The following is a 25,637-nucleotide window of genomic DNA, read 5'->3' on the forward strand; positions in this document are numbered from 1 at the left end:
GGCCCGGAGCGTGGCGAGGGCGGCCAGGGCGGCGGCGAGGGCGGCGAGGGCGGCGAGCGTCCGCGCCGCCGGACCCGGCACAGCTGAGCAACGACCGGCCGGGTGGGGACGTGGTCCCCACCCGGCCGTCGACGACTCCAGCTCGGCGGGTCTGGCACCGCGCCGGGACCTGGAGCCGTCGCCGTGACACCGCACCACCCACCCCTCGTCGAAGTGAGAGCAGGTTTCCGTGAGTCGGGCCCAGCGTTCGTCTTTTCCTGCGGGTCGACGGGGGGTGGCGCTGTCCGGCGCCGTCCGGCACGCCACCGGGTCGCAGCCCGGGCGCGCCGGTGGATCGGCGCGGGCGGTCACCCGCACGCTGAGTGACGACCCGCTGGGTGGCACGGTACGGCGTACCGTGCTGCCCAGCGGTCTGCGCGTGCTGACCGAGGCGATCCCGGCGATGCGCAGCGTCTCCTTCGGCATCTGGGTGGCGGTCGGCTCCCGGGACGAGACCGGGCCGCAGGCCGGCGCCGCACACTTCCTGGAGCACCTGCTGTTCAAGGGCACCAGGAAGCGGACCGCGCTGGAGATCTCCTCCCAGATCGAGGCGGTGGGCGGCGAGACCAACGCCTTCACCACGAAGGAATACACCTGCTACTACGCGCGGGTGCTCGACGAGGACCTGCCGCTGGCCATCGACGTGATGTGCGACGCGGTCGCGGACTCGGTGCTGGAACCGGCGGACGTGGAGACCGAGCGGGGCGTCATCCTCGAAGAGATCGCCATGCACGACGACGAGCCGGGCGACGAGGTGCATGACCTGTTCGCCCGGGCCGTCTACGGCGACCACCCCCTCGGCCGGCTGATCTCCGGCACCGAGGAGACGGTCACCCCGATGACCCGGCGGCAGATCCAGAGCTTCTACCGGCGCCGCTACACGCCGCCGCAGATCGTCGTCGCCGCCGCCGGCAACCTCGACCACGCCACCGTGGTCAAGCTGGTCCGCCAGGCCCTGCGCGGCACCCCGCTGGACAGCGACCCGGCGGTGCCGGCCCCGCACCGCCCGGCCACCCCTGCGGTACGCACGAAGCCGGCCGCCACCCTGGTCGAGCCGAAGGAGACCGAGCAGGCGCACGTCATCCTCGGCTGCCCCGGCATCGATCGCACCGACGAGCGGCGCTTCGCCCTCGGCGTGCTGAACAACGTCCTCGGCGGCGGGATGTCCAGTCGGCTGTTCCAGGAGATCCGGGAGCGGCGTGGCCTGGCCTACTCGGTCTACTCCTATGCCAGCCAGTACGCCGACAGCGGCCTCTTCGCGGTCTACGCCGGCTGCGCGCCGGGCAAGGTGGACGAGGTGCTGGAGCTGACCCGGGCCGAGCTGGCCCGGGTGGCCGCCGACGGGATCACCGCCGACGAGCTGGCCCGGGGCAAGGGCATGTCGAAGGGCTCCTTCGTGCTGGGCCTGGAGGACACCGGCTCGCGGATGAGCCGGCTGGCCAAGGGGGAGCTGCTCTACGGCGACCTGATGCCGGTGGACGAGCTGCTCGCCCGGGTCGACGCGGTGACCCTGGACGACGCGAACGCGCTCGCCGCCGAACTGCTCGCCCGGCCGATGTCGCTCGCGGTGGTCGGCCCCTTCGGCGCGAACGACTTCACCGCCTGATCCCTGCCCGCCACCGCCCCGCCCACCGGTGACCCCGGCGTGGGATGCGGCAGCTCGCGCCGTCCGTCATGGCGGGAGGCCGCGATCCGGCGCAGCCGGAGTGGACCTTGGCCGGTGGGTGGGACGTGGGGAGGTCCGGACGGGTGACGCCGTCCCGATTGGGATAGGTTGTGCCCCGTGACTGACGAGCAGGAGAAGAGCCCGGCCGAGCCGATCCGGGTCGGCGTGCTGGGTGCGCGCGGTCGGATGGGCATGGAGGTCTGCAAGGCGGTCGACGCGGCCTCCGACATGGACCTGGTGGCGATGATCGACCAGGGTGACTGGCTGTTCAACGCCTCCGACGCGGGCGCCGAGGTGATCGTCGACTTCACCACCCCGGACGTCGTCATGGACAACCTGCACTGGTGCATCGACCAGGGCATCAGCGCGGTGGTGGGCACCACCGGCTTCACCGAGCAGCGGTTGGAGCGGGTGCGCGGCTGGCTGGACCGGAAGCCCGGCGTGGGCGTGGTGATCGCCCCCAACTTCGGCATCGGCGCGGTGCTGATGATGCAGTTCGCGGCCCGCGCGGCCCGGCACTTCGAGTCCGTCGAGATCATCGAGCTGCACCACCCGCGCAAGCTGGACGCCCCGAGCGGCACCGCGACGCACACCGCGCGGTTGATCGCGGCGGCCCGCGCCGAGGCCGGCCTGGGTCCCGTGCCGGACGCCACCAAGGACGAGGTGCCGGGCGCGCGTGGCGCCGAGATCGACGGGGTACGCGTCCACGCCGTGCGCGCCGCCGGTCTGGTCGCCCACCAGGAGGTGCTGTTCGGCACCACCGGGGAGACGCTGACCATCCGGCACGACTCGCTGGACCGGGCCTCCTTCATGCCGGGCGTGCTGCTCGCCGTGCGCGCGGTCCGCAACCGTCCCGGCCTCACCGTCGGCCTGGACGCCCTGCTCGACTGAGCCACCGGTCCGCCCACCAGCGGGAGACCGTGCGCCACAACGCAGCGGCGGGCGCGGCCGGCTGACCGGGGCGCGGGCCCGCAACGACGGGGCGGGGCCGCGGTGCGCCCGGTTCCGCCCGGCCAGCACGACGGCGGCGGCGCTGCTGGCCGACCCCGCCGGAAACCGGTCGTCCCGACGGTGGGCGCGCAGGCTCACCCGCGTGCTCACCCAGGTCCGGAGGGTCCGGCACGGTGTCGACGCCCGGGCGGTAACGGGTATCGGCGGCAGGGCCGGGCACCATGCGGACGCCGCGGCCCTGTGGGCCGAGGTGCATCGGTTCCTGGGCATCGAGGATGACGGGACGCCGACGACTCCTGGGTCATTGCTGCGCACCGCTGGCACAGCAGTCCCGCCCGCAACGACTTCCAGCGATGCCCTGCGCCACCGTTCGGGCGGCCAGGATGATAGCGGTGTCAGCTTCTGCTCGGCCGTTGGCGTGCCCACGACCTGCGTGGGCCGGGCGGCCGACCTGCGGTGGCCGCCGGCCGGATCCTCGTCGAGTGGGCCAGGTCCCGAGCGACATGTCCCGGAGCAGCCGCACCCCGCCTGCAATGGAGCTTCTTGAGCGTGGCGCCCCCGTTTCTGCAACAGTGCCGAAAGGGTTGTGAGATGTCCGCACGCAAGCTGCACCACCTGATTTCCACCCTGGTGCTCGCGCTCGCCGTGCCAGCCGCGACGGTGCCCGTCGGAGCGGGAGCGATCGCGCCCTCGGACGTCTGCGCGAATGCGACCAGCGGCCGCAAGACCGATGCGGTGGGTACGAAGTTCATGGTGGCGGCCGCCCATCCTCTGGCCAGTGAGGCCGGCTGCCGGATCCTCGCGCGGGGCGGCCGGGCTGCGGACGCGGCAGTAGCGGTGCAGGCCGTGCTCGCCGTGGTGGAGCCGCACGCCTCCGGGCTGGCGGGCGGCACGCTCATCAACTACTGGGACGACGACAAGGAGAAAATACGGTTCTTTGACGGCTTGGCCAGAGCCCCGGAGAAGGTGACCGAGAATGTCCGGACTCCCACCGAGCAGGAACGCACTGCGCTCAGGACGGATCGGTTCCCGAACGCGGCCGGGGCAAGCGGACGGTCGTTCGGTGTCCCGGGCACCCTGCGGGTGCTCTCGACGGTGCACAGCGAATACGGTGCCCTCCCGTGGGATGAGCTCTTCGACGACGCCATCCGGCTCGCCGCGAACGGCTTTCCGATGTCCGCCAGCCTGCACGACGGCTTCGAGGAGCGCTTCAACGGGCGGAAGCGCTGCAACTACCCCGACCTGCGCCCCCGCTACTGCAACGGCGACGAGCCGAAGCCGGTCGGAACGATGCTGCGCAACCCCGAGATCGCTCAGGTGCTGCGCGAGATCCGCGACGGCGGCGCGGACGCGTTCTACGACCCGGCGGGCAAGATCGCCCCGGCGATCGCGGCACACGCGGCCAAGGGGCCCCTCAAGCTCAAGGGGAACACCGCGGGTCCGGTGGTGATCCCCAGTCTCATGACGCCGCAGGACTTCGCCGACTACACCGCGGTGGAGCGCCCCGAGGTGTGCCGGAACGCGCTCGGCCTGTCGGTCTGCACCGCGGCGCCGCCAGCGTTCGGCGGAGTGGCCACCCTGCAGATGCTCGGGATGCTCGAACGCGGACAGGTGGCGAGGACCAAGCCCGCCTCGGCGGACCGCATCCACCTCTCCATCGAGGTCAGCCGCCTGGCGAACTTCGACCGCCGGGCGTACGTGGGTGACCCGGACTTCCACGACGTGCCCGTGGCCGGGCTGCTCGACGGGAAGTATCTGGACAACCGGTTCGCCCTCTACTCTCCTGACCGGGCGATCCATCCGGTGGAACCGGGCACCCCTCCGAACGTGCCGCCACCCGCACCGTCGATCAGCGACCAACCCGCCACCACGGACGTCGGCGACCCGACGAGCAACGCCAGCATCGTCGACGCGGACGGCAACGCCATCTCCATGACCACGACCAACAACAGTCACTTCGGGTCACACCTGGAGGCGCGGGGCATGATGCTGAACAACGCGCTGAACAACTTCACGGACACCTTGTCGGTCTCGCCCGGCAAGCCGGTGAACGTCCAGGAACCGAAGAAACGGCCCACCGCCTCGCAGGCACCGACGCTCGTGCTCGACCGCGAGGGGAAGAAGCTGAAGCTCGTGATCGGCGCCGCCGGCGGCTCGCACATTCCTGACTACGTCACCCAGACCCTGGTGGGCGTCCTCGTCGACCGCATGAGCCCGGCCCAGGCACTCGATCAGGGCCACTACAGCGGACAGGACATCACCCGCAAGTGTGACGGGAAGCGGGATGCGCCCTCCGAGCTCGAAGCGAACAGGCGAATCGCCCTGAACCTGCCTGACCTCGTGACCCGCGAGCACCCCTGCCCGAGAGTCATGGCACTGGACAGTGGCCTCACCGCGATCGAGGTCCGAGGAAAGCAGCTCCTCGGCGCGGCGGACCAGCGCCGGGACGGCGCCGCGACCGGGCGTTAGCACCGCCGGTGAGGGGTATGCGCCTGCCGCGAAGCTCGCCGATCCGCCGGGACACGACTGACCGGTCGGTTCGGCGGGGGCGCGGCGACGGCGTGCTCGACTCCGCCGCGCCATCCAGCCCAGGAAAGGAGCAGGACCGCCGATGCGTGCATTCGCCGTCCGTGTCGTGCTCGTCACCGCGCTCGTCGTCACCCCCGCCGGCGGGTGGGCGCAGCCCGCCGACGCCGTCCCGGAGCGCCTGTCCCCGCAGCCGGCCGCGGCCGCCGCGCCGGAGGCGGGCACGCCGCGCCAGGTCAGCATCCTGGGCTCGGGGGACATCCTGGTCCACCCGCCAACCTGGCGGCAGGCGCGGGCCGACGCCAGGGCAGCCGGCCGCTCCGGCTACGACTTCGACCCGATCTTCGCCTCGATCCGTCCCGCCGTCGAATCGGCCGACCTGGCCATCTGCCACATGGAGGCCCCGATGGGGCCCGGTGAGCCCAAGGACTTTCGGCGCTTCAGGGCTCCCACCGACCTGGCCGCCGCGGTCCGGACCGCCGGCTACGACACCTGCTCCACCGCCAGCAACCACGCACTGGACCAGGGGGAGCAGGGCGTGTACGACAACCTCGACGCCCTCGACGCCGCCGGTCTGCGCCACACCGGCACCTTCCGAAACGCGACCGAACAGGCCACGCCCACGATGTACCAGGTCAACGGCGTCAAGATCGGCCATCTGTCCTGGGCGATGAACTTCAACGACCTGGAGCCGCCGGCCGGCAAGGCGTGGCTGGCCAACCGCATCGATGTCGCCGCGATCCGTGCCGCCGCCGCCGCCACTCGAAAAGCCGGCGCCCAGATCATCGTGCTCTCCGCCCACTGGGGCACGGAGATGCAGCACCCCCCCGACGGCGAGCAGCAGTCCTGGGCCAGGCAGCTCATCGCCGACCCGAACATCGACTTGATCATCGGTCACCACGCCCACGTCGTGCAGCCCTTCGAGCGGGCCGGCGACAAGTGGATCGCCTACGGCGTCGGAAACACCCTCGCCCGCCACGATTTTCCCAAGGACGCCAATCGGGAGGGGGTGCTGGCCAAGTTCACCTTCACCGAGAGGCCCGACGGGCGGTGGGTGGCCACCCGGGCCGAGGCGATCCCGATCTGGCTCTCCCTCGAACCGACCATCCGCGTCGTGGACCTGCCTCGCACCCTTGAGCACCTGCCCGCCGGTGATCGCCGGCGTGCCCGCTACACCGCCACGATGGATCGGATCACCGGATACCTCGACAGCCGTGGGGCGCTCGCCGCCGGGCTGCACGTGAGGCGCTGAACCGGCTCCCCGCCGGAAGCGGCCGGCCCGACCGCGGCGCGCTCCATCTGCCTGCCCGCCCCGACAGCCGCGGTGGCCAACGTGAGGCTCCGCCGCCGGCTCGGGTTCATCCCGCCAGGGTGAAGTTCCCTCACCCTGCCTCGCTCGACAATTGATTTTGACCGTGCAACTTCCGATGCCCGCGGAAGGGAAGGGGTCGCCATGGGACAAAAAAGCAGTGGGCAGGAGCCGGATTCCGAGCGGCGGACCGGCCAGGAGACGTTTCGCGGACGCGCCCCGGTAGCGGCCGCAGGCGGCTCGCCGTCACAGGAGCAGGTGGTCGCCTGGCGGCGGCGAGCCCTCGACCAGCAGCTGCCGGCCGCCGGCTTCCCGGCGGGCTCCGGTAAGCCGTCGCTGGTGTATCTCTGGTCGACCATGGTGCTGGCCGCGGCCCTCGTGCTGGGGTTCGCGGTGCACAGTCAGCGCGCCGTGCCTCCGGCGGTGATCGACTCGCAGCAGGACAACGTGTTGAAGGTCGCCTCCAGCATGCGACTGACCATCAACCACTCCATCGAGGATCTTGACGAGCGGGTGGCCGGCCGTCCCCCGTCGGTGCCGGATGCGGAGTTCGTGAAACAGCTGGTCGGCAATGGTACGGACTGGAGCGGAGTGGCGATCGTCGAGAACGCTTCCCGCCGCCCCCTGGCGACCGCCGGCACCGGTGTGCCGTTCGGGCAGCTACCGCCGGTGCTGCCCGACAAGGACACGATCCCGATCACCACCGACGACGGCCCGGCACTGGTGCGTAGCAGCAAGCTGGACGACGCGCGGACCCTGCTGGCGGTGCAACCGATCAACGTCGACGAGCTGCGGCTCAACCCCACCGCACGGCAGGGCGTCTTCGTCATCACACCGGACGGCAAGAGCACCCTGATGCAGGGGGTCAGCGCCGTGAGTGAGGTCCACCTGCCGGTGGTGTTCCGCAATCTGGCACAGTCGGGCTCGAGCGAGGGTCACCCGATCCGGGTGACCGAGTGGCCGGACAAGCAACTCGTCGTCTCCTCCGCGCCGGTCGGGGAAACCGGGGCGACGGTGGCCACCCTGATCGTCGCGGACGAGACGGGAGGCACCTCCACCCTCCAGGGCTTCCTGCTCGGCCTGACGCTGCTGGCGCTGGCGGTGCCGGGCTTCCTGCTGATGCGGCTGGCGGTGGTCCGCCCGGTAAGGTCGCTGCTGCAGCAGGCCAGGGCCAACGCCTGTGGCGACACCTCCACCAAGCGGCACTGGCTGGGGGTGGCCGAGGCGCATCGGATCGCCCGCGCGCTGGCCTTCACCTCCGGCGACGCCTCGGCTCCCAGCGCCCCGCGCAGGTGGTGGCGCTGGCGGTGGCGCCCGACAGCGACGCTTGTCCTGAGCCTGGCGACCGTGGCGGCTCTGCTCTGGCCTGCCGCGGCGGTGGGCTACACGCTCCGCACCGCACAGCCGGCGATACCCGACCAGCTGGTCAGGGACGAGGAGAGCAGAGCCGAGGCGGCGAGCACCGTCATGGGCAAGGCGCTGAACAACGGTCTGCAGACCGTGGTCCGCATCTCCCAGGCGACCGAGGCCGGCGACCCGGCGCAGATGACCCCGGTCCTCGAGCAGGAGATTGCCGACAAGAACCGCTTCCGCGGTCTCTACATCCTCGGCCAGAACGGATCGGTGGTCAGCTCCGCGGGACGTGATCCGCTGCGGAACGAGCCGCTGCGGGGTGAGAGCGGCATCGATCTGGACAACCAGACCTCGCGGGTTCCGGTGGTCTACGCCTGGCGGGTGGCCACCAACGGGGTCGCCGTTGTCGGTGAGTTCAACATCGACTACCTGCTGGAGATGCTGCGTGCGGTGGACGGGCAGGTGCGGGTGGTGGACGAGGACCTGCGCACCGTCTTCGACTCGCAGGGTTTCCGCGCCTTCCAGGAGCTGGAGGGAACGGCGCGGGCAGCGGCCGCCGAGGCGTTGCGGGGTGGCACCGTCGGTATGGCGGAGACGCCCGCCGGGGCTCCGGCGCTGATCGCCGCGGCCGGTCTGAACAAGCCCAACACGGTCGCTCCGCTGAAGTGGTCGCTCGTGGTGGAGCAGGACCTGGCCGGGCTGCGGTTGCCGCAGAGCGACGGGCGCCGGTGGACTCTGCTGGTCGCCGGCCTGGCGACGGGGGGCGTGCTGCTCAGCCAGGTGTGGCAGTACTTCGTCTTCGCCCGGCCACTGCGACGGCTCGCCACCGAGGCCGACCGGATCAACGACGGCTCCGTCGAGCAGCCGATCCCGCCGCAACGGCACGACGACATCGGGGCTCTGGCGATGTGTCTCGAAATCTGCCGTCAGGTCCGGCACACCGGCTCCAGCCGGTTGGGCGGTGCGACCCGTCTGCGCGGCGCGGAGGAGGACCTCACCATCGTCCTCCCCGAGGTCCCGCAGCCGCCTGATGCCGATCGGGCCGCGTCACCACCCGGCGATGGCGCCGATCATCGTCCCGACGATCGAGACGAAAGGGGTTGACGTGGCGTACCTCTACATCGTGCTCGTCATGTGCTCCCTGGCTCTGCTGGTCGCGGGAGTCGTCGAGCAGCGCAACCACTATCGGAACCTGGACCGGATCCAGGACCGGGTCCTGGTCAACGGCATCCGGGGCAAGAGCTCGATCACCCGGCTCTGTGCCGGCGCGCTACGCGGCGGCGGCCGGGTGGTGGTGGCCAAGACCACCGGCACCGCGGCCCGCTTCATCTTCCCCGATGCGACCGAGGAGCCGGTGCACCGCAAGTTCGGCATCGCGAACGTGGCCGAGCAGATCGGCATCGTGCGGCGGGCCGCCGTGTACCACCCGGACGTCCTGGTCATGGAGTGCATGGCGGTGATGCCGGCGCTGCAGGAGGTCAACCAGAGCAAGTTGATCCGGTCGAACATCGGCGTGCTGTGCAACGTACGCGAGGACCATCTCACCGAAATGGGCCCCACCCTCGACGATGTCGCCCGGTCCCTGAGCCGGTCCATGCCGGTCGGGGGTGTCTGCGTCACCGCAGAGCGGGAGCGGCTGGCGATCCTGCAGGAGGAGGCCGAGCGGCGGGACTGCCGACTCGTCGCGGTCGACCCCGAGTCGGTGACCGACCAGGAGATGGACGGCTTCGGCTGGATCACCTTCAAGGAGAACGTCGCCATCGCGCTGGCCGTTGCGGAAGAACTGGGCGTCGACCGGCACAGCGCACTCAAGGGCATGTGGGAGGCGCCGCCGGACCCTGGCGTGCTGTCCGTGGCGCGGGTGATGCACGGCGACAAGCGCATGCGGTTCGCGAACATCTTCGCCGCCAACGACCCCGAGTCGACCTTCATGAACATCCAGCAGCTGGAGGGCCAGCACCTCATCACCCGCCCGCTGACCATGGTGATCAATTGCCGACCGGACCGGATCGAACGCAACGGCCAGATGGGCGAGCTGAGCGGTCGGGTACGGCCCGAGACCATCATCCTGATCGGAGAGGTGACCAAGAGCGCGCGGACGGCCATTCCGGCGGAACTCCAGGACCGGGTGGTCGATCTCGGCGGCAAGCCGGATCCGAGCCGGCTGCTCGAAGGCGTCACCGCGGCGACGCCGGACGACTCCTCGATCGTCGCCGTCGGCAACATTCACGGGCAGGGTGAGGTGTTGCTCCACGAGCTGGCGAGGTTGCCGGGGTGGATTTGCGAGGACGGCTCGGAGTCCGGCTCCACGCTTCGCCTGCCGACCTGGGAAAGGACGCAACGATGACCTTCGGCGGAGAACTCAGTGCCCAACTGGCCACCGCGAGCCTCGGCATCGGACTGGTGTTCGCGTTGCTGTGCTATCTGACCACCAACCTCTCACCCGGCGGCATGATCACGCCGGGCTGGATCGCGCTGACCCTCATCGAGGACCAGCTCCAGGCGGTCATCGTCGTGGCGGTGACCGTATTGACCTACCTCATCGCCCGGGTGCTGCAACGGGTGGTGATCCTCTACGGAAAGCGGCTGTTCGCGGCGATCGTGCTGGTCAGCGTGGTACTCCAACTGACGCTGTTCGTCATCGTCCAGCGTGACCTCCCGCTGCTGTTCGCCCACCAGACGCTGGGCTTCGTCATCCCGGGCCTCATCGCGTACCAACTGGTGCGCCAGCCGCCCCGGGCCACCATCTTGGCAACCCTCGTGGTCACCGGGATCACCTTCGGGGTCGCGTACAGCGGCGTCGTCGCCGGTTTCGTGCCAGTGACCTGACCGATTGCGGAACCGAGTTGCGAAAGGAGAACAGGCATGAAGTACCTGAGGTACCTTCGCAGTCGGACTCCACTGCTCACCCTGGCCATGTTGGCCGTGGTGGTGGCGCTGAGCATGGCGACCTACGTCGTGGTACGGCCGTCGCCCTCGGATCAACCGGAGCTGACCCTGGGCGCCGCCAAGGCCGCCGGTGGCCCGACGCGCGGTGCCATGGGATACACCTACCAGCGGTCGACCGGCCCGGATCGCACCGAGATCCTGGACTCTTCCGGACAGCCGGTCGCGATCATGACCGACGGCGCGCGGACCGCGAACATCTACGGCCCGTCCCGAACCTTCGAGGAGCCCCGCTTCACCGATGCCAAGGTCGAGAGCAACGTGTGGGTTCGGCTGGCGCCGCAGGCGTGGCACGCCGGTGCCGAACATGAGCAGTGGTTCGTCGACTGGCTCGGCGCCGCCCGCAAGGACCGCTCGCCGGACGTGCTGGCGATCGCGTTCGAGTACGTCGACGGGGCCCCAGTGAAGAAGGACAACCAGGGACAGCAGTATTCCGGTGACGCGTCGTTCGGGCCGATCGATCCGGCGGACCCGGATGGTCGCCAGGAGCGCTCCGACTTCTTCGACTACCTGGGCCTGCCGTGGTCGTTCCTCGACGGGAAGGCGGGGGTGCCCGAGCCGCAGCGCCAGCTCGCTCTGGACTGCTCCGGCTACTTGCGGATGGTCTACGGTCACCGGCTCGGCTATCCGCTCCGGGGCACGAACACGCCGGGGGAGGGCCTTCCCCGCCGGGCGTTCGCGATGGCCGAGTTCGGACCGGGCGTCCAGCTGATGCCCAACTCGGGTCAGCGGGCCCGGGGGATGGACCGCCTGCTCCCCGGCGACCTGGTCTTCTTCAATGCCCAGCCAATACCGACCGGCCAGATCGATCATTCAGGTATCTACCTCGGCGTCGATGACGGCGGGCATCACCGGTTCATCTCCAGCCGATCCCAGACGGATGGTCCGACCATGGGCGACCTCTCGGGGGCACCCCTGCTGGACGGCACCGGCTACTGGCCGGACCGGTGGCGCACCGCCCGCCGGCTCTGAGCCCGATCCACCGACCGGGCGGCTCAGTCGATGGCCACCCTGAGGGTCGGCCCGGCGGTGAGGGCGTCGCTGCCGACGAAGGCCAGGTCGACGGCGGTGTCGGTGAAGGTGATCGGGCTGGGCGGCGTGGCCGGGATGCCGTCGGGTAACGGCAGGTCCGGCGTCAGGATGATCTCGATGCCGACCATCCGGCCGGCGAAGCGGGTCGTGTAGAGGGCGACCTTCCCCTGCAGGGTCATCCGATCGGCCGCGAAGAGCGTGGTCCGGTCCGCCGGCCCGGTGGAGCGGAGCAGGAAGTCGTCGACGACCGCCTGGTCCATGGTGAACTTCAACGCCCTCAGGCTGCCCTCGGCGGTGGGCAGGTCCACGATGCCGTCCAGGCGCAGGCCGGTCATGGTCACCGCCGACCCGGTCAGCTTCCATCGGCTCCCGGCGGCCAGCGGCTGTGTCGGGTCGGCGGCGAGCCACGGCCACATCCGCCCCACCCCGCCCCCGCCGCTCGGCGGCGGGGGCGGGGTGGCGCAGCCGGTATCGGGAGCTGAGGGCTCGGGGGCGGCGGTCCCCGCCCGCGCCGAACCGGCCGGGGCGCAGGCGCGCGCCGGCTCCGGGGCGGCGAGCGCCACGGCGGCAGACAGGCCGAGCAGCCCGAGCAGCGCCGCGAAGAGCCGCGGCTCGGACTGCCCGGGCATCCTGGGAGCCGCGGACCCGCCGGCTCGGCGGGCGGCCCACCACGATCGTGTCGACGGTGCGGAGGTCGCCATTGTCGCCCTCCCGGGCGCCGTCGCCTCGTCACACCCGGCGGACGCGGGCCGCGCCAGCCGCGGCCCGGTGCCGTCCGCTTCCGACATCAGCTCTTCGACGAGGGCCGGCTGCTCGGGAGCGGCGGGTTGCCGGCTGTCTCCCGGTCCAGCAGGTCAGGGTCCGCACCGCGCGTCCGCATGTCCCGCGCCGCCGGCTCATTCTCGGCCGACTCGTCACGCCCGTCCTCGGCGTCGGTCGGTCCGTCAGGGGCGCCCTCGTCGGGAGCCGGCTCGTGCCGCTCACTGCCGTCGGCGGCCGACCCGCCACCCGGCGGGACGGTCGGTGCGGCCCCCGGCACCCAGGCGAAGCCGAGTGCGCTGCCCACCGCGCCGAGCATCAGACCCAGAAAGAAGCCGCCGAGGTTCACCCCGATCAAGGAGAAGAGCGCGGTCACCGCGGCGACCACGGCGTAGAAGATCCGCTGCTGCGGCCTGAACCAGATCAACAGCCCGCAGGTGACCAGGATGGCGGGTATCAGCCAGGACAGGAAGCCGGTCGGCCCCATCTGGAAGGTGAGACCACTGAGTGACATCTGGGTCGTGCCGAAGATTTCCAGACCGGCCAGTGCGGTGAGCAGGCCGCCCCAGAACGGGCGGGCCCGTCGCCAGCGGCGGAAGCCGTGCCACGCAAGCCCAGGGCGGCCGCGTCGTGGCAGTTGGACAGTTGTCACATCGTGCCTCCTGCCGGTTGACGGGACTGGGCTCACGGGCGTGCTCCCCGCGAGCCCAGCGGTCAGCTCAGAAGCATTCCTTGGCAGCCGACCCGACGTTGACCTTCAGCTTCAGTCCGGTCAGGTTGAACGTGCCCGCATGGGTGGCACGGGCCACCTGTCGAAGGTTCTTGATGTTCACCGCTTCGGCCTGCTGGCCGAAGGCCTTCCGGTCGCCTGTCGCGCCCGGAGGGCCGCCCTGGAGGGTCGACGCGTCCTGCCCGATGTTGATGTTCTGGAACACGACGTCGCCTTCCAGCGACTCCACGTCGATCAACAGGTCCTTCGCGGTGGCGGGCCTGCCGCCCCCACCGGCGGTAATGGTGAGCACCACCGGGACGCCGGGTGTCTTCACCGACTGGCACAGGTCGAACAGCTCTGCCTTCCGGATGCCGGTGACGGCGACCGGATGCTTCGTCCCGTCGACCTCCTGGGCGATGCCCCCGAACTGGACGAAGCCCTCACCGCGCAACTCTGAGGCGGAGACCTTGAACGTCTGGCCGGAGACCGCGAACGAGGCGGCCATCGCCCCGTTCGACATGCCGAGCACGATCGCGCCGGCGACGGCGGAAGTGGGCACCAGGAGGGCGAGGAAGCGCCCCCAGCGCGTGCGACCCGGGTTGTCGGACCGATCCTGCACGATTCCTCCTCAGGGTGGACTTCGCGCGGGTGGACGGACGGGACGGGAGGCCGTCGCGTCGGTCTCGTCACTCGTTCCTGGGATGACGATCGGGCACTCATGGGTGCGCCCATGAGGCGCAGGTCACATTGAGTGACTACTCGACGCTAACATGAGTCCGACTCAGGATTTGCGGATTGCCGCAGACGGGCACGGCGGAGCGAGTCGTCAGAAAAAAACAACCATCCGGGCCCCGGGCATCTCCCGAAGCTGCCCCTATTTCCCTCCTACTCAGGTAAGCTGTGCCGTTTTCGCGGACCCCGGTCGGGTAACCGGCTGTTGAGCGCCCGAGGAAGCCGATCGAGAGCCCGGGAGATCCGGGATCGGCCGGAGGCGGACGACCTCCGGCGTACCACGGGCGATCTCATCCCAACCGTGCTTGCGTCTCCGGTCCCTGGAGGCGCCAACCGATGGGAGCTTGACATGAACGCAACGCTCAGCCGGAGTCTGTCCGTCGGTCTCCTGGTCGCCGGCACCATGCTCGGTCCGGCGACCGCCGCCGAGGCCCTTCCCGCCCAGAGCGGGCCAGTCCACGCGGCCCAGCCCGCGCCGACCGACGCGGGCAAGCGGGTGCTGGCGCACGACTACCAGCGCCAGCCGAACTCCTACTTCTGCGCCCCGGCCGCGACCAGGATCGCGCTGTCCACCCAGGGCAAGATCCTCAGTCAGCAACAGGTCGCCAAGAAGCTCGGCACCACCAAGGCCGGCACCAGCTCCGCCAGCGAGACCACCCGAGTTCTCAACGACGTGACCGGCGGGGGCTACGAGACCACCGAGATCAACGGCCCCACCGCCCAGGCGCAGCAGGTCGACAAGCTGCGCGCTGACGTGGTCGAGGCGATCGACGCCAAGCGCGGTGTGGTAGCCAACATCACCGGCACGGCCGTTGACACCGAAGGCGTCCCGCACACGTACCCGGACGGGCACTACCTGACCATCATCGGGTACCGCAACGGCGGTGAGACGCTGCAGATCGCCGATCCGTACGCCCGGGACGGGCACTACTGGATGAGCGACCAGAAGGTCGCCGACTGGGTCGCCGAACGCGGCTACTCCAGCTGACCCCGACCCACCCACGGACGCTGGCCGGGCTCCCACCAAAGGGGGCCTGGCCAGCGTCCGTCCGCGCCAGCTTCCGCTGCCCGGGCCCTCTGCCAGAGCGGGGGTCAGGGATCGAGGCGGAGCGCCAGCCCGAAGCGGGGGAACAGGCCCGGCTGAAGGAAGTGGGTGAGCCGGGAGATCCGCCCGCCGGAGAACTCCAGCAGCTGGATCGAGAACGCCCGGTGGCCGCCATCCGGATCGGGCCGGTACTGCGCGACGGCCGGGCCTCCGTTGGCCGCGATCGGCACCAGGCGGGAGCCCCGGCAGCCGGCGCCCGGCCCGACCAACCACCGCCCGATGTCGACCGCCCCGCGCAGCCACATCGGATACGGCGGCATGCACTGCACGGCGTCCTCCCGCAGCAGCGCGACCAGGGCGTCGATGTCGTACCGGGCGAAGGTGTCCACATACCGGTCGAGCAGGTCGCGGTGCTCGTCGTCCAGGTCGGCCCCGGCGTGCCGGCCCGCCTCGGGGACGTCGGCCAGCGTCGCCCGGGCGCGCTGCAGGGCGCTGTTGACCGCCGCCACACTGGCCCCGAGCAGTTCGGCGACCTCGTCGGCGTGCCAGCGCAGCACGTCCCGCAGGATCAGCACCGCGCGCTGCCGGGGCGGCAGGTGCTGCAACGCGGCCACGAACGCCAACCGGACCGACTCGCGGGCCACCGCCAGCTCCGCCGGGTCCCCGGGCAGCACCGCCGCGTCCGGGATCGGCTCCAGCCAGTCGCCGACCGGCCCCGGCTCGCCGAGCGACGCCGCCACCGGCGCCGACGGGGCGCCGAGATCCATCGGCAGGGCCCGCCGTCCACGGCCGCGAAGCTGGTCCAGGCAGACGTTGGTGAGGATCCGGTAGAGCCAGGTGCGCAGGCTGGACCGGCCGTCGAAGCGGTCGAGGCCGCGCCAGGCCCGCAGCAGCGTCTCCTGCACCGCGTCCTCGGCGTCGAAGGGCGAGCCGAGCAGCCGGTAGGCGTAGCCGGTCAGCTCGACCCGGAACTCCTCCAGGTCGCCGGTCGTCCTCGCGGTCGCCGTGGTCATGGAGCCACCGTAGGCCGATCCTCCGACAGCGCGTACCGCCGACGTGGCGGCGGCGGGACGATCAGGCCTCGGCGGCCGGCCCGGTCGCCGGCTCGGTGGGCACCGCGACGTGCAGCCGGAGCTGGGGGACAAGCATGTCGTCCACGTCCAGCGCCCGGGCCGCGCCGTCCGGCTCCCAGCCGGTGCTGGTGAGGAATTCCCGGGTCGCCTCGTCCCCGTCGAACGCCCAGGCCACCGCCCGGGTGAAGCCGTCTTCCCGCCACAGGTCCACGGCGGCGGAGAGCAGCCGGCTGCCGTGCCCGCGTCGACCCCAGCGCGGCTCGACCAGCAGGTCGGTCACCGCCACCACACCGTCGGCGAGCGCCTCGGCGGGCTCGCCCGGGGCGAGCGCCTCCGCGTCGGCCGGACCGGATGCGGCGAATCCCACCAGATACGATTGCTCGGCCTGTTCGACGGCGACCAGCACGCGGTGCGCGCCGGAGGGCGGCTCCTGCACCGCCGCGTTCCACCGCCGGGCGAGGTACGCCTCGTCCAGGTTGTCGAGCACGTGCCGGGGCAGGATCCGGCGGTACGCGACCCGCCAGGTCGCGAGCTGGATTCGTGCGATCTCGCCGGCGTCCTCGGGACGCGCCGGGCGGACGTACCCGAGAGCCATGGCACGTGAGCCTACGCAGGGCGAGGGGGGCGACGGTGGCGCAGGGTGCCAGACGGACGTACGGGCAGGTCGCCGGCGTGCTGGTGCTCGCCGTGGCGGTGGCCGCCTTCCTCTCCGTCGCGGCCATGCGGCACGGCTTCTTCGACCTGAAGGTGTACTACGGCGCGCTGACCTTCTGGGTGCACGACGGCGGGGAGATCTACGACTTCCTCAAGGCCGGCACCCAGTACGGCTTCACCTATCCGCCGTTCGCCGCGCTGGTGATGCTGCCGATGGCGTACCTGCCCTGGCCGGCGGCGATCACGGTGAGCGTGGCCGCCAGCGTGCTGACCAGCGCGGTGCTGATCTGGTGGCTGGTCGACCCGATCGCCCGCCGGGCCGGCTGGACCCGCTGGTTCGCCCTCGCGGTGGCGCTCTGCCTGGCCGCCGCGTTCGAACCGATGCGCGAGACGGTCAACTTCGGCCAGGTCAACACGCTGCTGCTCTTCCTGGTGGCGGTAGACCTGCTGCGGCTGCTTCCGGCCGGCAACCGGTGGGCCGGGGTGGGCATCGGCCTGGCCACCGCGATCAAGCTGACGCCGGGCGTCGTCATCGTGTACCTGCTGGTCACCCGGCGCTGGCGGGCCGCGTTCACCGCGATGGCCGCCGCCGCCGGGGCGAGCCTGCTGGCCGCCGCGCTCTTCCCGGACGCCTCGCGGGAGTTCTGGACCGAGGCGCTGTGGAACACCGGCCGGGTCGGGGAGCTGGCGTTCGTCTCCAACCAGTCGCTGCGCGGGGTGGTGGCCCGGCTCGACCCGGAGCATCCGAGCACGCTGGCCTGGCTGGCGCTGGTGCTGGCCACCCTCGCCGTCTGGGCCTGGCGGGCCCGGGCCGCGGTGGCCGTCGGCGACGAGGCCACCGGCCTGGCGCTGACCGGCGCCATGATGTGCCTGGTCAGCCCGGTGACCTGGGTGCACCACCTGGTCTGGCTGATCCCCGGACTGATCCTGCTGGTGGACAACGCCATGGCGGTGCCCGCACGGGGCCGCCGGCGCCGCGTCCTGCTGGCCGCCGCGATCATCGGGTACGGCTTCCTGATCAGCCGGATCGTCTGGGCCTGGGAGAAGGACTTCAGCGGCGTGGACGGCTTCCTGGGCAGCAACACCTACGTCTGGATCAGCCTGGCCCTGCTGCTCGGCCTGCCGATCCGGCGCTGGACGACGCCGACCCACGGCGGGCCCGGCCGGGAGCCGGGGCCGGCCGGGTCACTCGCCGAGCCGGGCGGTATACCGCAGCTCGACAAGACCGACGGGGTCACGTCCGCCGGAGAGCGGCACCGGGTAGGTGGATTCCAGCCCGTCGGGTGACAGCCCGGCCCGCTCGTAGAAGCGGCGGGCCCGGACGTTGTCGGCCAGCACCCAGAGCCGGTACTCGGTCCAGCCCCGCTCGGCCAGCCCGGCGCGGGCCGCGGCCAGCAGCGCCCGGCCGGTCCCGTCGCCCCAGCGCGCCGGTTCCACGTACATGCCCAGGATCTCCCCGTACGCCGGGTCGAGGTCGGCCCGGTCCTGGTCGTTGCGGTACGGCCCGAACGTGGCGAAGCCGGTGACCGCACCCTCGTCCGCGCTGACCAGAGTGGTGAACGGGTGTTCCGGGTCGGCGGTGCCGAGGTCCCGGCGGCGCTGCGCCCAGGCCGCCGGGTTGAGCCGGCGCAGCACCTCGTCCGGCATGATCCCGGCGTAGCCGGCCTGCCAGCTCCGCACGTGCACCCGGGCGATCGCCTCGGCGTCGTCCGGCTCCTCGCGGCGAATGGTGAGCATCCGTCCGTTCTATGTCCTCAGGGGCGATCGGTCCAGCGTCCGCTCCGGCGTCGTACCGGTGGATTAGGGTGCCCGACGATGGCTGTCCCGGAATCGCTCTCGCTCGCCCAGGCCCGGCGCATCGCCCTCGCGGCCCAGGGCTTCGCCGACCCGGCGCCCGGCGGTGCACCCACCCGCCGGCACCTGCGCCGGGTGCTCGACCGGGTCGGGTTGATCCAGATGGATTCGGTCAACGTGCTGCAACGGGCGCACTACCTGCCGCTCTACAGCCGGCTCGGGCCGTACCCGACCACGCTGCTGGACGCCGCGGCCTACCGCCGCCCCCGTGAGCTGTTCGAGTACTGGGGGCACGAGGCGTCGCTGATCCCGGTCGGGCTGCAGCCGGTCCTGCGCTGGCGGATGGCGAAGGCCCGCGAGGAGGCCTGGGGCGGCATGCGCCGCATCGCGCAGGAGCAGCCCGAGCTGGTGGCCTGGGTCCGCGACGAGGTGGCCGCCCGGGGCCCGCTGACCGCCGCCGAGATCGAGCACGACGCGCCCCGGGAGACCGGCAACTGGGGCTGGAACTGGTCGGCGGTGAAGCGGGCGCTGGAGTTCCTGTTCTGGGCCGGTGAGGTGACGGCCGCCGAGCGGACCACCTCGTTCGCCCGCCGCTACGACCTGCCCGAGCGGGTGCTGCCGGCCGCCGTGCTCGACGCGCCCACGCCGAGCGACGCCGACGCCTGGCGCGCCCTGGTGTCGGTCGCCGCCCGGTCGCTCGGCGTGGCCGCCGAGCCGGAGCTGCGCGACTACTTCCGACTGCCGCTGGCCGGCGCCCGGCGGGCGGTCGCCGAGCTGGTCGAGGCGGGGGAGCTGACGCCGGTCACGGTGCCGGGCTGGCGGCAGCCGGCGTACCTGCACGCGCAGGCCCGGCTGCCCCGGTGGGTGCGGAACAACACCCTGGTCAGCCCGTTCGACCCGCTGGTCTGGGAGCGGGCCCGCACCGAGCGGCTCTTCGGCTTCAGCTACCGCATCGAGATCTACGTGCCCGCCCCGCACCGGGTGCACGGCTACTACGTGCTGCCGTTCCTGCAGGGGGAGCGGTTCACCGCGCGGGTCGACCTGAAGGCCGACCGCAAGGCGGGCGTGCTGCTCGTGCCGGCCGCCTGGATCGAACCCGGGGCCGACCCGGGGGAGACCGCGGTGGCCCTGGCCGCCGAGCTGTACCGGCTGGCCGGATGGCTCGGTCTCGACGCGGTGGCCCCGCCCGCGGCGGGGGACCTCGCGGTGCCGCTGGCCGCCGTGCTGGCGGGCGTCGCCGGTGTACGGTGAGCGCGTGACGAGCGTCGACCGGCCGGCCACCCAGCCGGGCCAGCAGGTCCCCGACGGTGTCTCCCCGACGGCCCTGACCGCCCCGGCGGTTCCCGGCGCCGGGCACGCGGAGCCCGGGCCGGCGGCCTGGCCCACCGGCGAGGTCCCGGCCGGCGGCTGGCCGCAGCCGGCGGCCTACCAGCCCGTCGAGCCGGACCGGTTCACCCGGCTGGTGATCCGCCTGCACGAGCGCGCCCCACGCTGGGCGGTGCCGCTGGCCGCGCTCGGCTGCGTCGGCATGGGCATGGCGTACGCGCTGGTCAGCGACCCCACCCACAGCGACCCGGACGCCCGGCCGACCTGCCTGCTCAAGCTCACCACCGGCCTGGACTGCCCGGGCTGCGGCGGCACCCGGGCCCTCTGGTACGTGCTGCACGCCGATCTGCCGGCCGCCGCCCGGCACCACTTCCTCTTCGTCTTCTCGCTGCCGTTCCTCGCCTACCTCTTCGTCGCCTGGGCGGGGAACCAGGCGTTCGGCTGGCGCCTGCCGGAGCTGCGGCTCAGCCCCAAGGTGATCGGCGGCTTCCTGGCCGCCTGGCTCGCCTTCTCGGTGTTGCGCAACCTGCCCTGGGCGCCCTTCACCGCGCTCTACGTCTGACCGGCCCCGGGCCCGGGATCCGTGCCCGACTCCGCCTCGCGGCCCGTCCTGCCCGTCGCGGCGCCTCCTGCCTGGCGCGGCCATAGGCGGACGAACAGAGAGCTGCCCGCGCTGCCCGCGCTGGGAGATCTTGGACACCCGTCGGTCGCCGCGACCGGGACGTGTCCGGGATTCGCTGATGGTGGGCGCTTTCACGTCCGCGCGTCCAAGTTTCGCCACCGGGCGTCCGGCCACTACAGTCCCAGGAATGCCGGAGATGGTGCAGCCTCAGGTCAAGCTGATCGCGTGGACCCAGTTCCAGGCCCCGGACGAGGTGCCGTGGTCGACCGACGCAGAGGGCGGGCAGGCGCTCGCCGAGTTCGCCGGCCGGGCCTGCTACCAGAGCTGGAAGAAGCCGAACCCGGCCACCGCGACCAACGCCGGCTACCTGGCGCACATCCTGGAGGTCGGGCACCTCTCGGTGCTGGAGCACGGCTCCGTGAGCTTCTACTTCAGCGGAGTGTCCCGCTCGTTCACCCACGAGCTGATCCGGCACCGGCACTTCTCGTACTCCCAGCTGTCCCAGCGGTACGTGCCGGAGCGGGACGCCGCCATGGTCGAGCCGGCGGTGATCGCCGACGACCCGGAGCTGCACAAGAAGTTCGTCGAGGCCGCCGAGGCGAGCGTCCGGGCGTACAACGAGCTGCTGGAGGGCCTGGAGCAGCGCTTCGCCGACGAGCCGAACCCGACGCTGCGCCGCAAGCAGGCCCGGCAGGCGGCCCGGGCGGTGCTGCCCAACGCCACCGAAACCCGGATCGTGGTCACCGGCAACTACCGGGCCTGGCGGCACTTCATCAAGATGCGCGCCACCGAGCACGCCGACGTGGAGATCCGCGAGCTGGCCGTGGAGTGCCTGCGGCAGCTCAAGGGCGTCGCGCCGAACGTCTTCGCCGACTTCGTGACCTCCACCCTGCCGGACGGCACCGAGGTGGCGGCCAGCCCGCACGCCGAGTGACTCCTGCGCCCTTCCCCGCCGGAGCCCCGGTGGTCGTCCGCTAGGTTGTGAACATGACGCACGACCACCCTGCCGCCCCCGACCGGGGCGCGTCGCGCCCGTTCGGGCGACTGCTGACGGCCATGGTGACCCCGTTCACCACGGACGGGTCCCTCGACCTCGACGGCGCCGTACGCCTCGCGAACCACCTGGTCGACGAGCAGGGCAACGACGCGCTGGTGGTCAACGGCACCACCGGCGAGTCGCCGACCACCACCGACGCGGAGAAGGAGACCCTGATCCGCGCCGTCGTGGAGGCGGTCGGCGACCGGGCCCGGATCGTCGCCGGGGTCGGCACCAACGACACCCGGCACACCATCGAGCTGGCCGCGTCGGCGGAGAAGGCCGGCGCACACGGGTTGCTGGTGGTCACCCCGTACTACAACAAGCCGCCGCAGAGCGGCCTGCTGCGGCACTTCACCGCGGTCGCGGACGCCACCGGGCTGCCGATCATGCTCTACGACATCCCGGGCCGTTCGGGCGTGCCGATCGCCACCGATACGCTGGTGAAGCTCGCCGAGCACGGCCGGATCGTCGCGGTCAAGGACGCCAAGGGGGACCTGACCGCCACCTCCTGGGTGCTCGCCCGCAGCGACCTGGCCTACTACAGCGGGGAGGATGCGCTGACCCTGCCCGCGCTCGCCGTCGGCGGCGTCGGCCTGGTCGGCACGTCGACGCACTTCACCGGTGTACTGGCCAAGCAGATGATCGAGGCGTACGACGCGGGGGACACCACGACCGCGCTGAACCTGCACCGGCGGCTGCTGCCCCTGTTCACCGGCATCTTCCGTACCCAGGGCGTGATCCTGGTGAAGGCGGGCCTGGCGGCCAAGGGCCTGCCGGCCGGCCCGGTACGACCCCCGCTGGTGGACGCCACCACCGACGAACTGGCCCAGCTGCGCGCGGACTGCGCGGCGGCGGGCCTGGAACTGCCCTGATGATCCAACGACACGACGGACGCCGCGTGACGGCGTCGCAGAATGAGGTGGACGCGTGACCGAGGCGCACTTCGAGGGTGAACTGCCCCCGCCGCTGCCGGAGGGTGGCCTGCGGATCATCCCGCTCGGCGGACTCGGCGCCATCGGCCGGAACATGACCGTCTTCGAGTACGACGGCAAGCTGCTGATCGTCGACTGCGGGGTGCTCTTCCCCGACGTCGAGCAGCCGGGCGTGGACCTGATCCTGCCCGACTTCGGGCCGATCCTGGACCGGCTCGACGACATCCAGGCGATCGTGCTCACCCACGGTCACGAGGACCACATCGGCGCCGTGCCGTACCTGCTCGCCCACAAGTCGGACATCCCGCTGGTCGGCTCCCAGTTCACCCTCGCCCTGGTCGAGGCGAAGCTGGCCGAGCGGCGGATCCAGCCGTACACACTGACCGTGCGGGAGGGCGGCCGGGAGCGGCTCGGCCCGTTCGAGCTGGAGTTCTTCGCCGTCAACCACTCCATCCCGGACGCGCTGGCGGTGGCCATCCGCACGCCGGCCGGCCTGGTGTTGCACACCGGCGACTTCAAGATGGACCAGCTCCCGCTGGACGGCCGGATCACCGACCTGGCCGGCTTCGCCCGGCTCGGCGCCGAGGGCGTCGACCTGCTGCTGTCCGACTCCACGAACGCGGAGATCCCCGGCTTCGTCACCCCGGAGCGGGAGATCGGGCCGGTGCTCGACTCGATCTTCGCGAAGGCCAAGGGGCGGATCATCGTCGCCTCGTTCGCCTCGCACGTGCACCGGGTGCAGCAGGTCTTCGACTCGGCGGTCGAGCACGGCCGCAAGGTGGCCCTGATCGGCCGGTCCATGGTCCGGAACATGGGCATCGCCCGGGACCTCGGCCTGCTCAACATCCCGGCGGGCCTGGTCATCGGGATCGAGGAGGCGACCACGCTGCCGCCCGAGCAGATCCTGCTGATGTCCACCGGCTCGCAGGGCGAGCCGATGAGCGCCCTGGGCCGGATGGCCAGCGGCGACCACCGGCACATCACCATCGCCCCAGGCGACACCGTGGTGCTGGCCTCGTCGCTGGTGCCCGGCAACGAGACCTCCGTCTACCGGGTGATCAACCGGCTGGCCCGGGCCGGCGCGGTGGTCGTGCACAAGGACGTCGCCAAGGTGCACGTCTCCGGCCACGCCCCCGCCGGGGAGCTGCTCTACCTGCTCAACATGGTCCGCCCGAGCAACCTCATGCCGGTGCACGGCGAGTGGCGGCACCTGCGCGCCCACGCCCGCCTCGGCATCGAGTCCGGGGTCGCCCCGGACCGGGTGGTGCTCTGCGAGGACGGCGACGTGGTCGACCTGGTCGAGGGCCGCGCCAGCCTGGTCGGGCACGTGCGGAGCCGGTACGTCTACGTCGACGGTCTCGCCGTCGGCGACGTCAGCGAGTCGCTGCTCACCGAGCGGCGGATCCTCGGCGACGGCGGCTTCATCGCCACCACCGTGGTGGTCGACTCGGTGACCGGCAAGGTGGTCGCCGGTCCGACGCTGTCGGCGAAGGGCTTCTCCGAGGATCCGGCGGCGTTCAACCCGGTGATCCCGCTGGTCACCGACGCGCTCAACCGGGCCGCCGCGGACGGCATCACCGACCCGCACCAGCTCCAGCAGATCGTCCGGCGCACCGTCGGACGGTGGGTCAACGACGCGTACCGGCGGCGGCCGATGATCGTCCCGACCGTGGTCGAGGTCTGACCCCAGCCGCTCCGCACGCCGGTCCACCGTCCGCGGTGGGCCGGCGTCGTCACTCTCCGGGTACGTCCCGGCGTCGCCCGACCACGCTCGGTGGATCGTCGACGGTCACTTCAACCGATCGGCGTTCGTCTCCGTACTCCGCTCCGGCAGGCGTACCCCGCGCCGGCCGGGAGGAGCGTGGCGGATGGACCGCAGACGGATCACAGCCATCGGCGTACTGGTGGCGGCGGTGGGAGCGGCGGCGGCCGTGACCCTGCCGTCGTTCGCCGGGGAGGGCACGGCGTCCCGCGGCGGCGCGCCCGCAGCGTCCGACGGCGTCGCGCCGGAGGTGGTGGACGCCATGAGCCGCGACCTCTCGCTGAGCCGGGAGCAGGCGACGAAGCGGCTGAGGACCGAGCGGTGGGCGGCGGGCACGGTCGCCCGGCTCCGCGGCGAGCTGGGCGAGGACTACGGCGGCAGCTGGCTCAGCGCCGACGGCGCGACGCTGACCGTGGCGGTGGCCGACCCGGCGCGGGCGGCGCAGGTGACGGCGGCCGGCGCGGTGCCGAAGCAGGTCGACCGGGGGGTCCGGGAGTTGGACGCGGTGAAGAGCCGGCTCGACTCGGCCGGCGGCAAGGCCGGCCCGGACGTCTCCGGCTGGTACGTCGACGTCGCCACCAACTCGGTGGTGGTGCTCGCCCAGCCGGGTGCGGAGGCGGCCGGCCGGCGGTTCGCCGAGGCCAGCGGCGTGCCCGCCGGGTCGATCCGGGTGCGGGCCGTCGCGGAGGCGCCCCGCCCGCTGTTCGACGTACGCGGCGGCGACGCGTTCTTCATCAACAACGCCGGCCGCTGCTCGGTCGGCTTCTCAGTGGTGGGCGGCTTCGTCACCGCCGGGCACTGCGGCCGGCCGGGCGAACGGACCACCGGCGCGAACCGGATCGCCCAGGGCACCTTCGCCGCCTCGTCGTTCCCCGCGGACGACTGGGCGGTGGTCGAGGTGAACGGCGAGTGGACGCCGCAGGGCGTGGTGAACGACTTCAACGGCGGCACGGTGCCGGTGAACGGCTCCACCGAGGCCCCCGTCGGCGCCTCGGTCTGCCGCTCCGGCTCGACCACCGGCACTCGCTGCGGCGTGATCCAGGCGAAGAACGCCACGGTGAACTATCCGGAGGGAACGGTCACCGGGCTGACCCGGACGAACGTCTGCGCCGAACCAGGCGACTCCGGCGGCGCGTGGCTCTCCGGCGACCAGGCGCAGGGGGTCACCTCCGGTGGGTCCGGGGACTGCACGCAGGGCGGCGTCACCTTCTTCCAACCGGTCAACGAGATCCTCCAGCGCAACAACCTGACCCTGGTCACCGCGGCCGGCCGGTCGGCGCCGGCCGCGCCGCCCGCCGGTGGCGACGCCACCGCCCCGCCCTGCCTCTTATACACATCTCCGAGCCCACGAGACGCGTAGTAAGC

Annotated in this window: 21 protein-coding genes and 1 pseudogene; 16 read left to right on the plus strand and 6 right to left on the minus strand. The window is 72.0% G+C overall.

All coding sequences use genetic code 11. The annotated features are described in order from the left end of the window. On the minus strand, positions 1–198 hold a 198-nt coding region (locus DKT69_RS40120; RefSeq protein ID WP_236648340.1), incomplete at its 3' end, for a hypothetical protein. A gap of 76 nt (positions 199–274) precedes the next feature. On the opposite strand from DKT69_RS40120, the gene DKT69_RS25485 reads away from it, so the two are divergent. The 8 genes from DKT69_RS25485 to DKT69_RS25520 all read left to right on the plus strand — a co-directional run bounded on the left by DKT69_RS25485 (position 275) and on the right by DKT69_RS25520 (position 11,762). Next, positions 275–1,645: a M16 family metallopeptidase gene (locus DKT69_RS25485; protein WP_109804037.1), complete on the plus strand. Its 1,371-nt coding sequence runs from the start codon at positions 275–277 to the stop codon at positions 1,643–1,645. A 177-nt stretch (positions 1,646–1,822) separates the two neighbouring features. Continuing rightward, positions 1,823–2,596: a 4-hydroxy-tetrahydrodipicolinate reductase gene (gene dapB, locus DKT69_RS25490; RefSeq protein WP_109804038.1), complete on the plus strand. Its 774-nt coding sequence runs from the start codon at positions 1,823–1,825 to the stop codon at positions 2,594–2,596. 516 nt (positions 2,597–3,112) lie between these two features. After that, positions 3,113–5,125 carry a gamma-glutamyltransferase family protein gene (locus DKT69_RS25495; RefSeq protein ID WP_146231203.1) on the plus strand — a complete coding sequence of 671 codons (2,013 nt, stop codon included), beginning with the start codon at positions 3,113–3,115 and terminating at the stop codon, positions 5,123–5,125. A 142-nt stretch (positions 5,126–5,267) separates the two neighbouring features. Beyond that, the gene (locus DKT69_RS25500) at positions 5,268–6,434 is read left to right on the plus strand and encodes a CapA family protein (protein ID WP_109804040.1); all 1,167 of its coding nucleotides are present in this window, start codon (positions 5,268–5,270) and stop codon (positions 6,432–6,434) included. A gap of 201 nt (positions 6,435–6,635) precedes the next feature. Beyond that, positions 6,636–8,948, plus strand: a complete 2,313-nt coding sequence (locus DKT69_RS25505; RefSeq protein ID WP_161557948.1) for a HAMP domain-containing protein — start codon at positions 6,636–6,638, stop codon at positions 8,946–8,948. Next, entirely contained in the window at positions 8,905–10,191 is a 1,287-nt protein-coding gene (gene pgsB / locus DKT69_RS25510; protein WP_236648341.1) for a poly-gamma-glutamate synthase PgsB, read from the plus strand. Before DKT69_RS25505 ends, pgsB begins: the two co-directional genes overlap by 44 nt. Further along, positions 10,188–10,673, plus strand: coding sequence for a poly-gamma-glutamate biosynthesis protein PgsC/CapC (locus DKT69_RS25515; RefSeq protein ID WP_109804041.1), 486 nt, complete (start codon positions 10,188–10,190; stop codon positions 10,671–10,673). The genes pgsB and DKT69_RS25515 overlap by 4 nt, the downstream gene beginning before the upstream one ends. Before the next feature lie 36 nt (positions 10,674–10,709). Continuing rightward, positions 10,710–11,762 carry an NlpC/P60 family protein gene (locus tag DKT69_RS25520; protein ID WP_109804042.1) on the plus strand — a complete coding sequence of 351 codons (1,053 nt, stop codon included), beginning with the start codon at positions 10,710–10,712 and terminating at the stop codon, positions 11,760–11,762. Between the two features lie 23 nt (positions 11,763–11,785). Here the strand turns inward: DKT69_RS25520 and DKT69_RS41440 are convergent. Together DKT69_RS41440 and DKT69_RS25535 are read right to left on the minus strand one after the other, a co-directional pair. Further along, positions 11,786–13,269 (minus strand): annotated as a pseudogene (locus tag DKT69_RS41440) (DUF6114 domain-containing protein). Between the two features lie 31 nt (positions 13,270–13,300). Next, complete coding sequence (locus DKT69_RS25535; RefSeq protein WP_109804044.1) at positions 13,301–13,912, minus strand: DUF6230 family protein; 612 nt, start codon at positions 13,910–13,912, stop codon at positions 13,301–13,303. Positions 13,913–14,374: 462 nt separating this feature from the next. On the opposite strand from DKT69_RS25535, the gene DKT69_RS25540 reads away from it, so the two are divergent. Further along, a complete protein-coding gene (locus DKT69_RS25540) occupies positions 14,375–15,013 on the plus strand; it encodes a C39 family peptidase (protein ID WP_109804045.1) in 639 nt (212 codons plus the stop codon). Between the two features lie 104 nt (positions 15,014–15,117). Here the strand turns inward: DKT69_RS25540 and DKT69_RS25545 are convergent, their stop codons facing one another. Then, entirely contained in the window at positions 15,118–16,083 is a 966-nt protein-coding gene (locus DKT69_RS25545) for a sigma-70 family RNA polymerase sigma factor (protein WP_109804046.1), read from the minus strand. A 61-nt stretch (positions 16,084–16,144) separates the two neighbouring features. Then, positions 16,145–16,738: a GNAT family N-acetyltransferase gene (locus DKT69_RS25550; protein WP_109804047.1), complete on the minus strand. Its 594-nt coding sequence runs from the start codon at positions 16,736–16,738 to the stop codon at positions 16,145–16,147. A 35-nt stretch (positions 16,739–16,773) separates the two neighbouring features. On the opposite strand from DKT69_RS25550, the gene DKT69_RS25555 reads away from it, so the two are divergent. Continuing rightward, positions 16,774–18,084, plus strand: a complete 1,311-nt coding sequence (locus DKT69_RS25555; protein WP_109804048.1) for a glycosyltransferase family 87 protein — start codon at positions 16,774–16,776, stop codon at positions 18,082–18,084. Here DKT69_RS25555 and DKT69_RS25560 read toward each other — a convergent pair. Then, a complete protein-coding gene (locus DKT69_RS25560) occupies positions 17,983–18,534 on the minus strand; it encodes a GNAT family N-acetyltransferase (protein ID WP_109804049.1) in 552 nt (183 codons plus the stop codon). The genes DKT69_RS25555 and DKT69_RS25560 overlap by 102 nt on opposite strands. A 78-nt stretch (positions 18,535–18,612) precedes the next feature. Here DKT69_RS25560 and DKT69_RS25565 point away from each other — a divergent pair, with 78 nt between their 5' ends. The 6 genes from DKT69_RS25565 to DKT69_RS25590 all read left to right on the plus strand — a co-directional run bounded on the left by DKT69_RS25565 (position 18,613) and on the right by DKT69_RS25590 (position 25,632). Next, positions 18,613–19,842 carry a winged helix-turn-helix domain-containing protein gene (locus DKT69_RS25565; protein WP_109804050.1) on the plus strand — a complete coding sequence of 410 codons (1,230 nt, stop codon included), beginning with the start codon at positions 18,613–18,615 and terminating at the stop codon, positions 19,840–19,842. Between the two features lie 73 nt (positions 19,843–19,915). Beyond that, on the plus strand, positions 19,916–20,479 hold the full coding sequence (locus DKT69_RS25570; RefSeq protein WP_109804055.1) for a DUF2752 domain-containing protein: 564 nt from the start codon (positions 19,916–19,918) through the stop codon (positions 20,477–20,479). Positions 20,480–20,735: 256 nt separating this feature from the next. Next, on the plus strand, positions 20,736–21,473 hold the full coding sequence (gene thyX, locus DKT69_RS25575; RefSeq protein WP_109804051.1) for an FAD-dependent thymidylate synthase: 738 nt from the start codon (positions 20,736–20,738) through the stop codon (positions 21,471–21,473). A 53-nt stretch (positions 21,474–21,526) separates the two neighbouring features. After that, positions 21,527–22,450 carry a 4-hydroxy-tetrahydrodipicolinate synthase gene (gene dapA, locus DKT69_RS25580; protein ID WP_109804056.1) on the plus strand — a complete coding sequence of 308 codons (924 nt, stop codon included), beginning with the start codon at positions 21,527–21,529 and terminating at the stop codon, positions 22,448–22,450. A 55-nt stretch (positions 22,451–22,505) separates the two neighbouring features. Continuing rightward, entirely contained in the window at positions 22,506–24,194 is a 1,689-nt protein-coding gene (locus DKT69_RS25585) for a ribonuclease J (RefSeq protein ID WP_109804052.1), read from the plus strand. 184 nt (positions 24,195–24,378) lie between these two features. Beyond that, positions 24,379–25,632 (plus strand): S1 family peptidase, encoded by a 1,254-nt coding sequence (locus DKT69_RS25590; RefSeq protein ID WP_109804053.1) that lies wholly within the window; start codon positions 24,379–24,381, stop codon positions 25,630–25,632. Positions 25,633–25,637 lie beyond the last annotated feature (5 nt).

This window comes from Micromonospora sicca, from assembly GCF_003172935.1.
GTDB classification, from domain to species: Bacteria; Actinomycetota; Actinomycetes; order Mycobacteriales; family Micromonosporaceae; genus Micromonospora; species Micromonospora sicca.

Coding starts and splice junctions, on each gene's coding strand:
- DKT69_RS25500 (WP_109804040.1), top strand. CDS start 5,268: ATGCGTGCATTCGCCGTCCGTGTCGTGCTCGTCACCGCGCTCGTCGTC.
- DKT69_RS25505 (WP_161557948.1), top strand. CDS start 6,636: ATGGGACAAAAAAGCAGTGGGCAGGAGCCGGATTCCGAGCGGCGGACC.
- pgsB (WP_236648341.1), top strand. CDS start 8,905: ATGGCGCCGATCATCGTCCCGACGATCGAGACGAAAGGGGTTGACGTG.
- DKT69_RS25515 (WP_109804041.1), top strand. CDS start 10,188: ATGACCTTCGGCGGAGAACTCAGTGCCCAACTGGCCACCGCGAGCCTC.
- DKT69_RS25520 (WP_109804042.1), top strand. CDS start 10,710: ATGAAGTACCTGAGGTACCTTCGCAGTCGGACTCCACTGCTCACCCTG.
- DKT69_RS25540 (WP_109804045.1), top strand. CDS start 14,375: ATGAACGCAACGCTCAGCCGGAGTCTGTCCGTCGGTCTCCTGGTCGCC.
- DKT69_RS25545 (WP_109804046.1), bottom strand. CDS start 16,083: ATGACCACGGCGACCGCGAGGACGACCGGCGACCTGGAGGAGTTCCGG.
- DKT69_RS25550 (WP_109804047.1), bottom strand. CDS start 16,738: ATGGCTCTCGGGTACGTCCGCCCGGCGCGTCCCGAGGACGCCGGCGAG.
- DKT69_RS25560 (WP_109804049.1), bottom strand. CDS start 18,534: ATGCTCACCATTCGCCGCGAGGAGCCGGACGACGCCGAGGCGATCGCC.
- DKT69_RS25565 (WP_109804050.1), top strand. CDS start 18,613: ATGGCTGTCCCGGAATCGCTCTCGCTCGCCCAGGCCCGGCGCATCGCC.
- thyX (WP_109804051.1), top strand. CDS start 20,736: ATGGTGCAGCCTCAGGTCAAGCTGATCGCGTGGACCCAGTTCCAGGCC.
- dapA (WP_109804056.1), top strand. CDS start 21,527: ATGACGCACGACCACCCTGCCGCCCCCGACCGGGGCGCGTCGCGCCCG.
- DKT69_RS25590 (WP_109804053.1), top strand. CDS start 24,379: ATGGACCGCAGACGGATCACAGCCATCGGCGTACTGGTGGCGGCGGTG.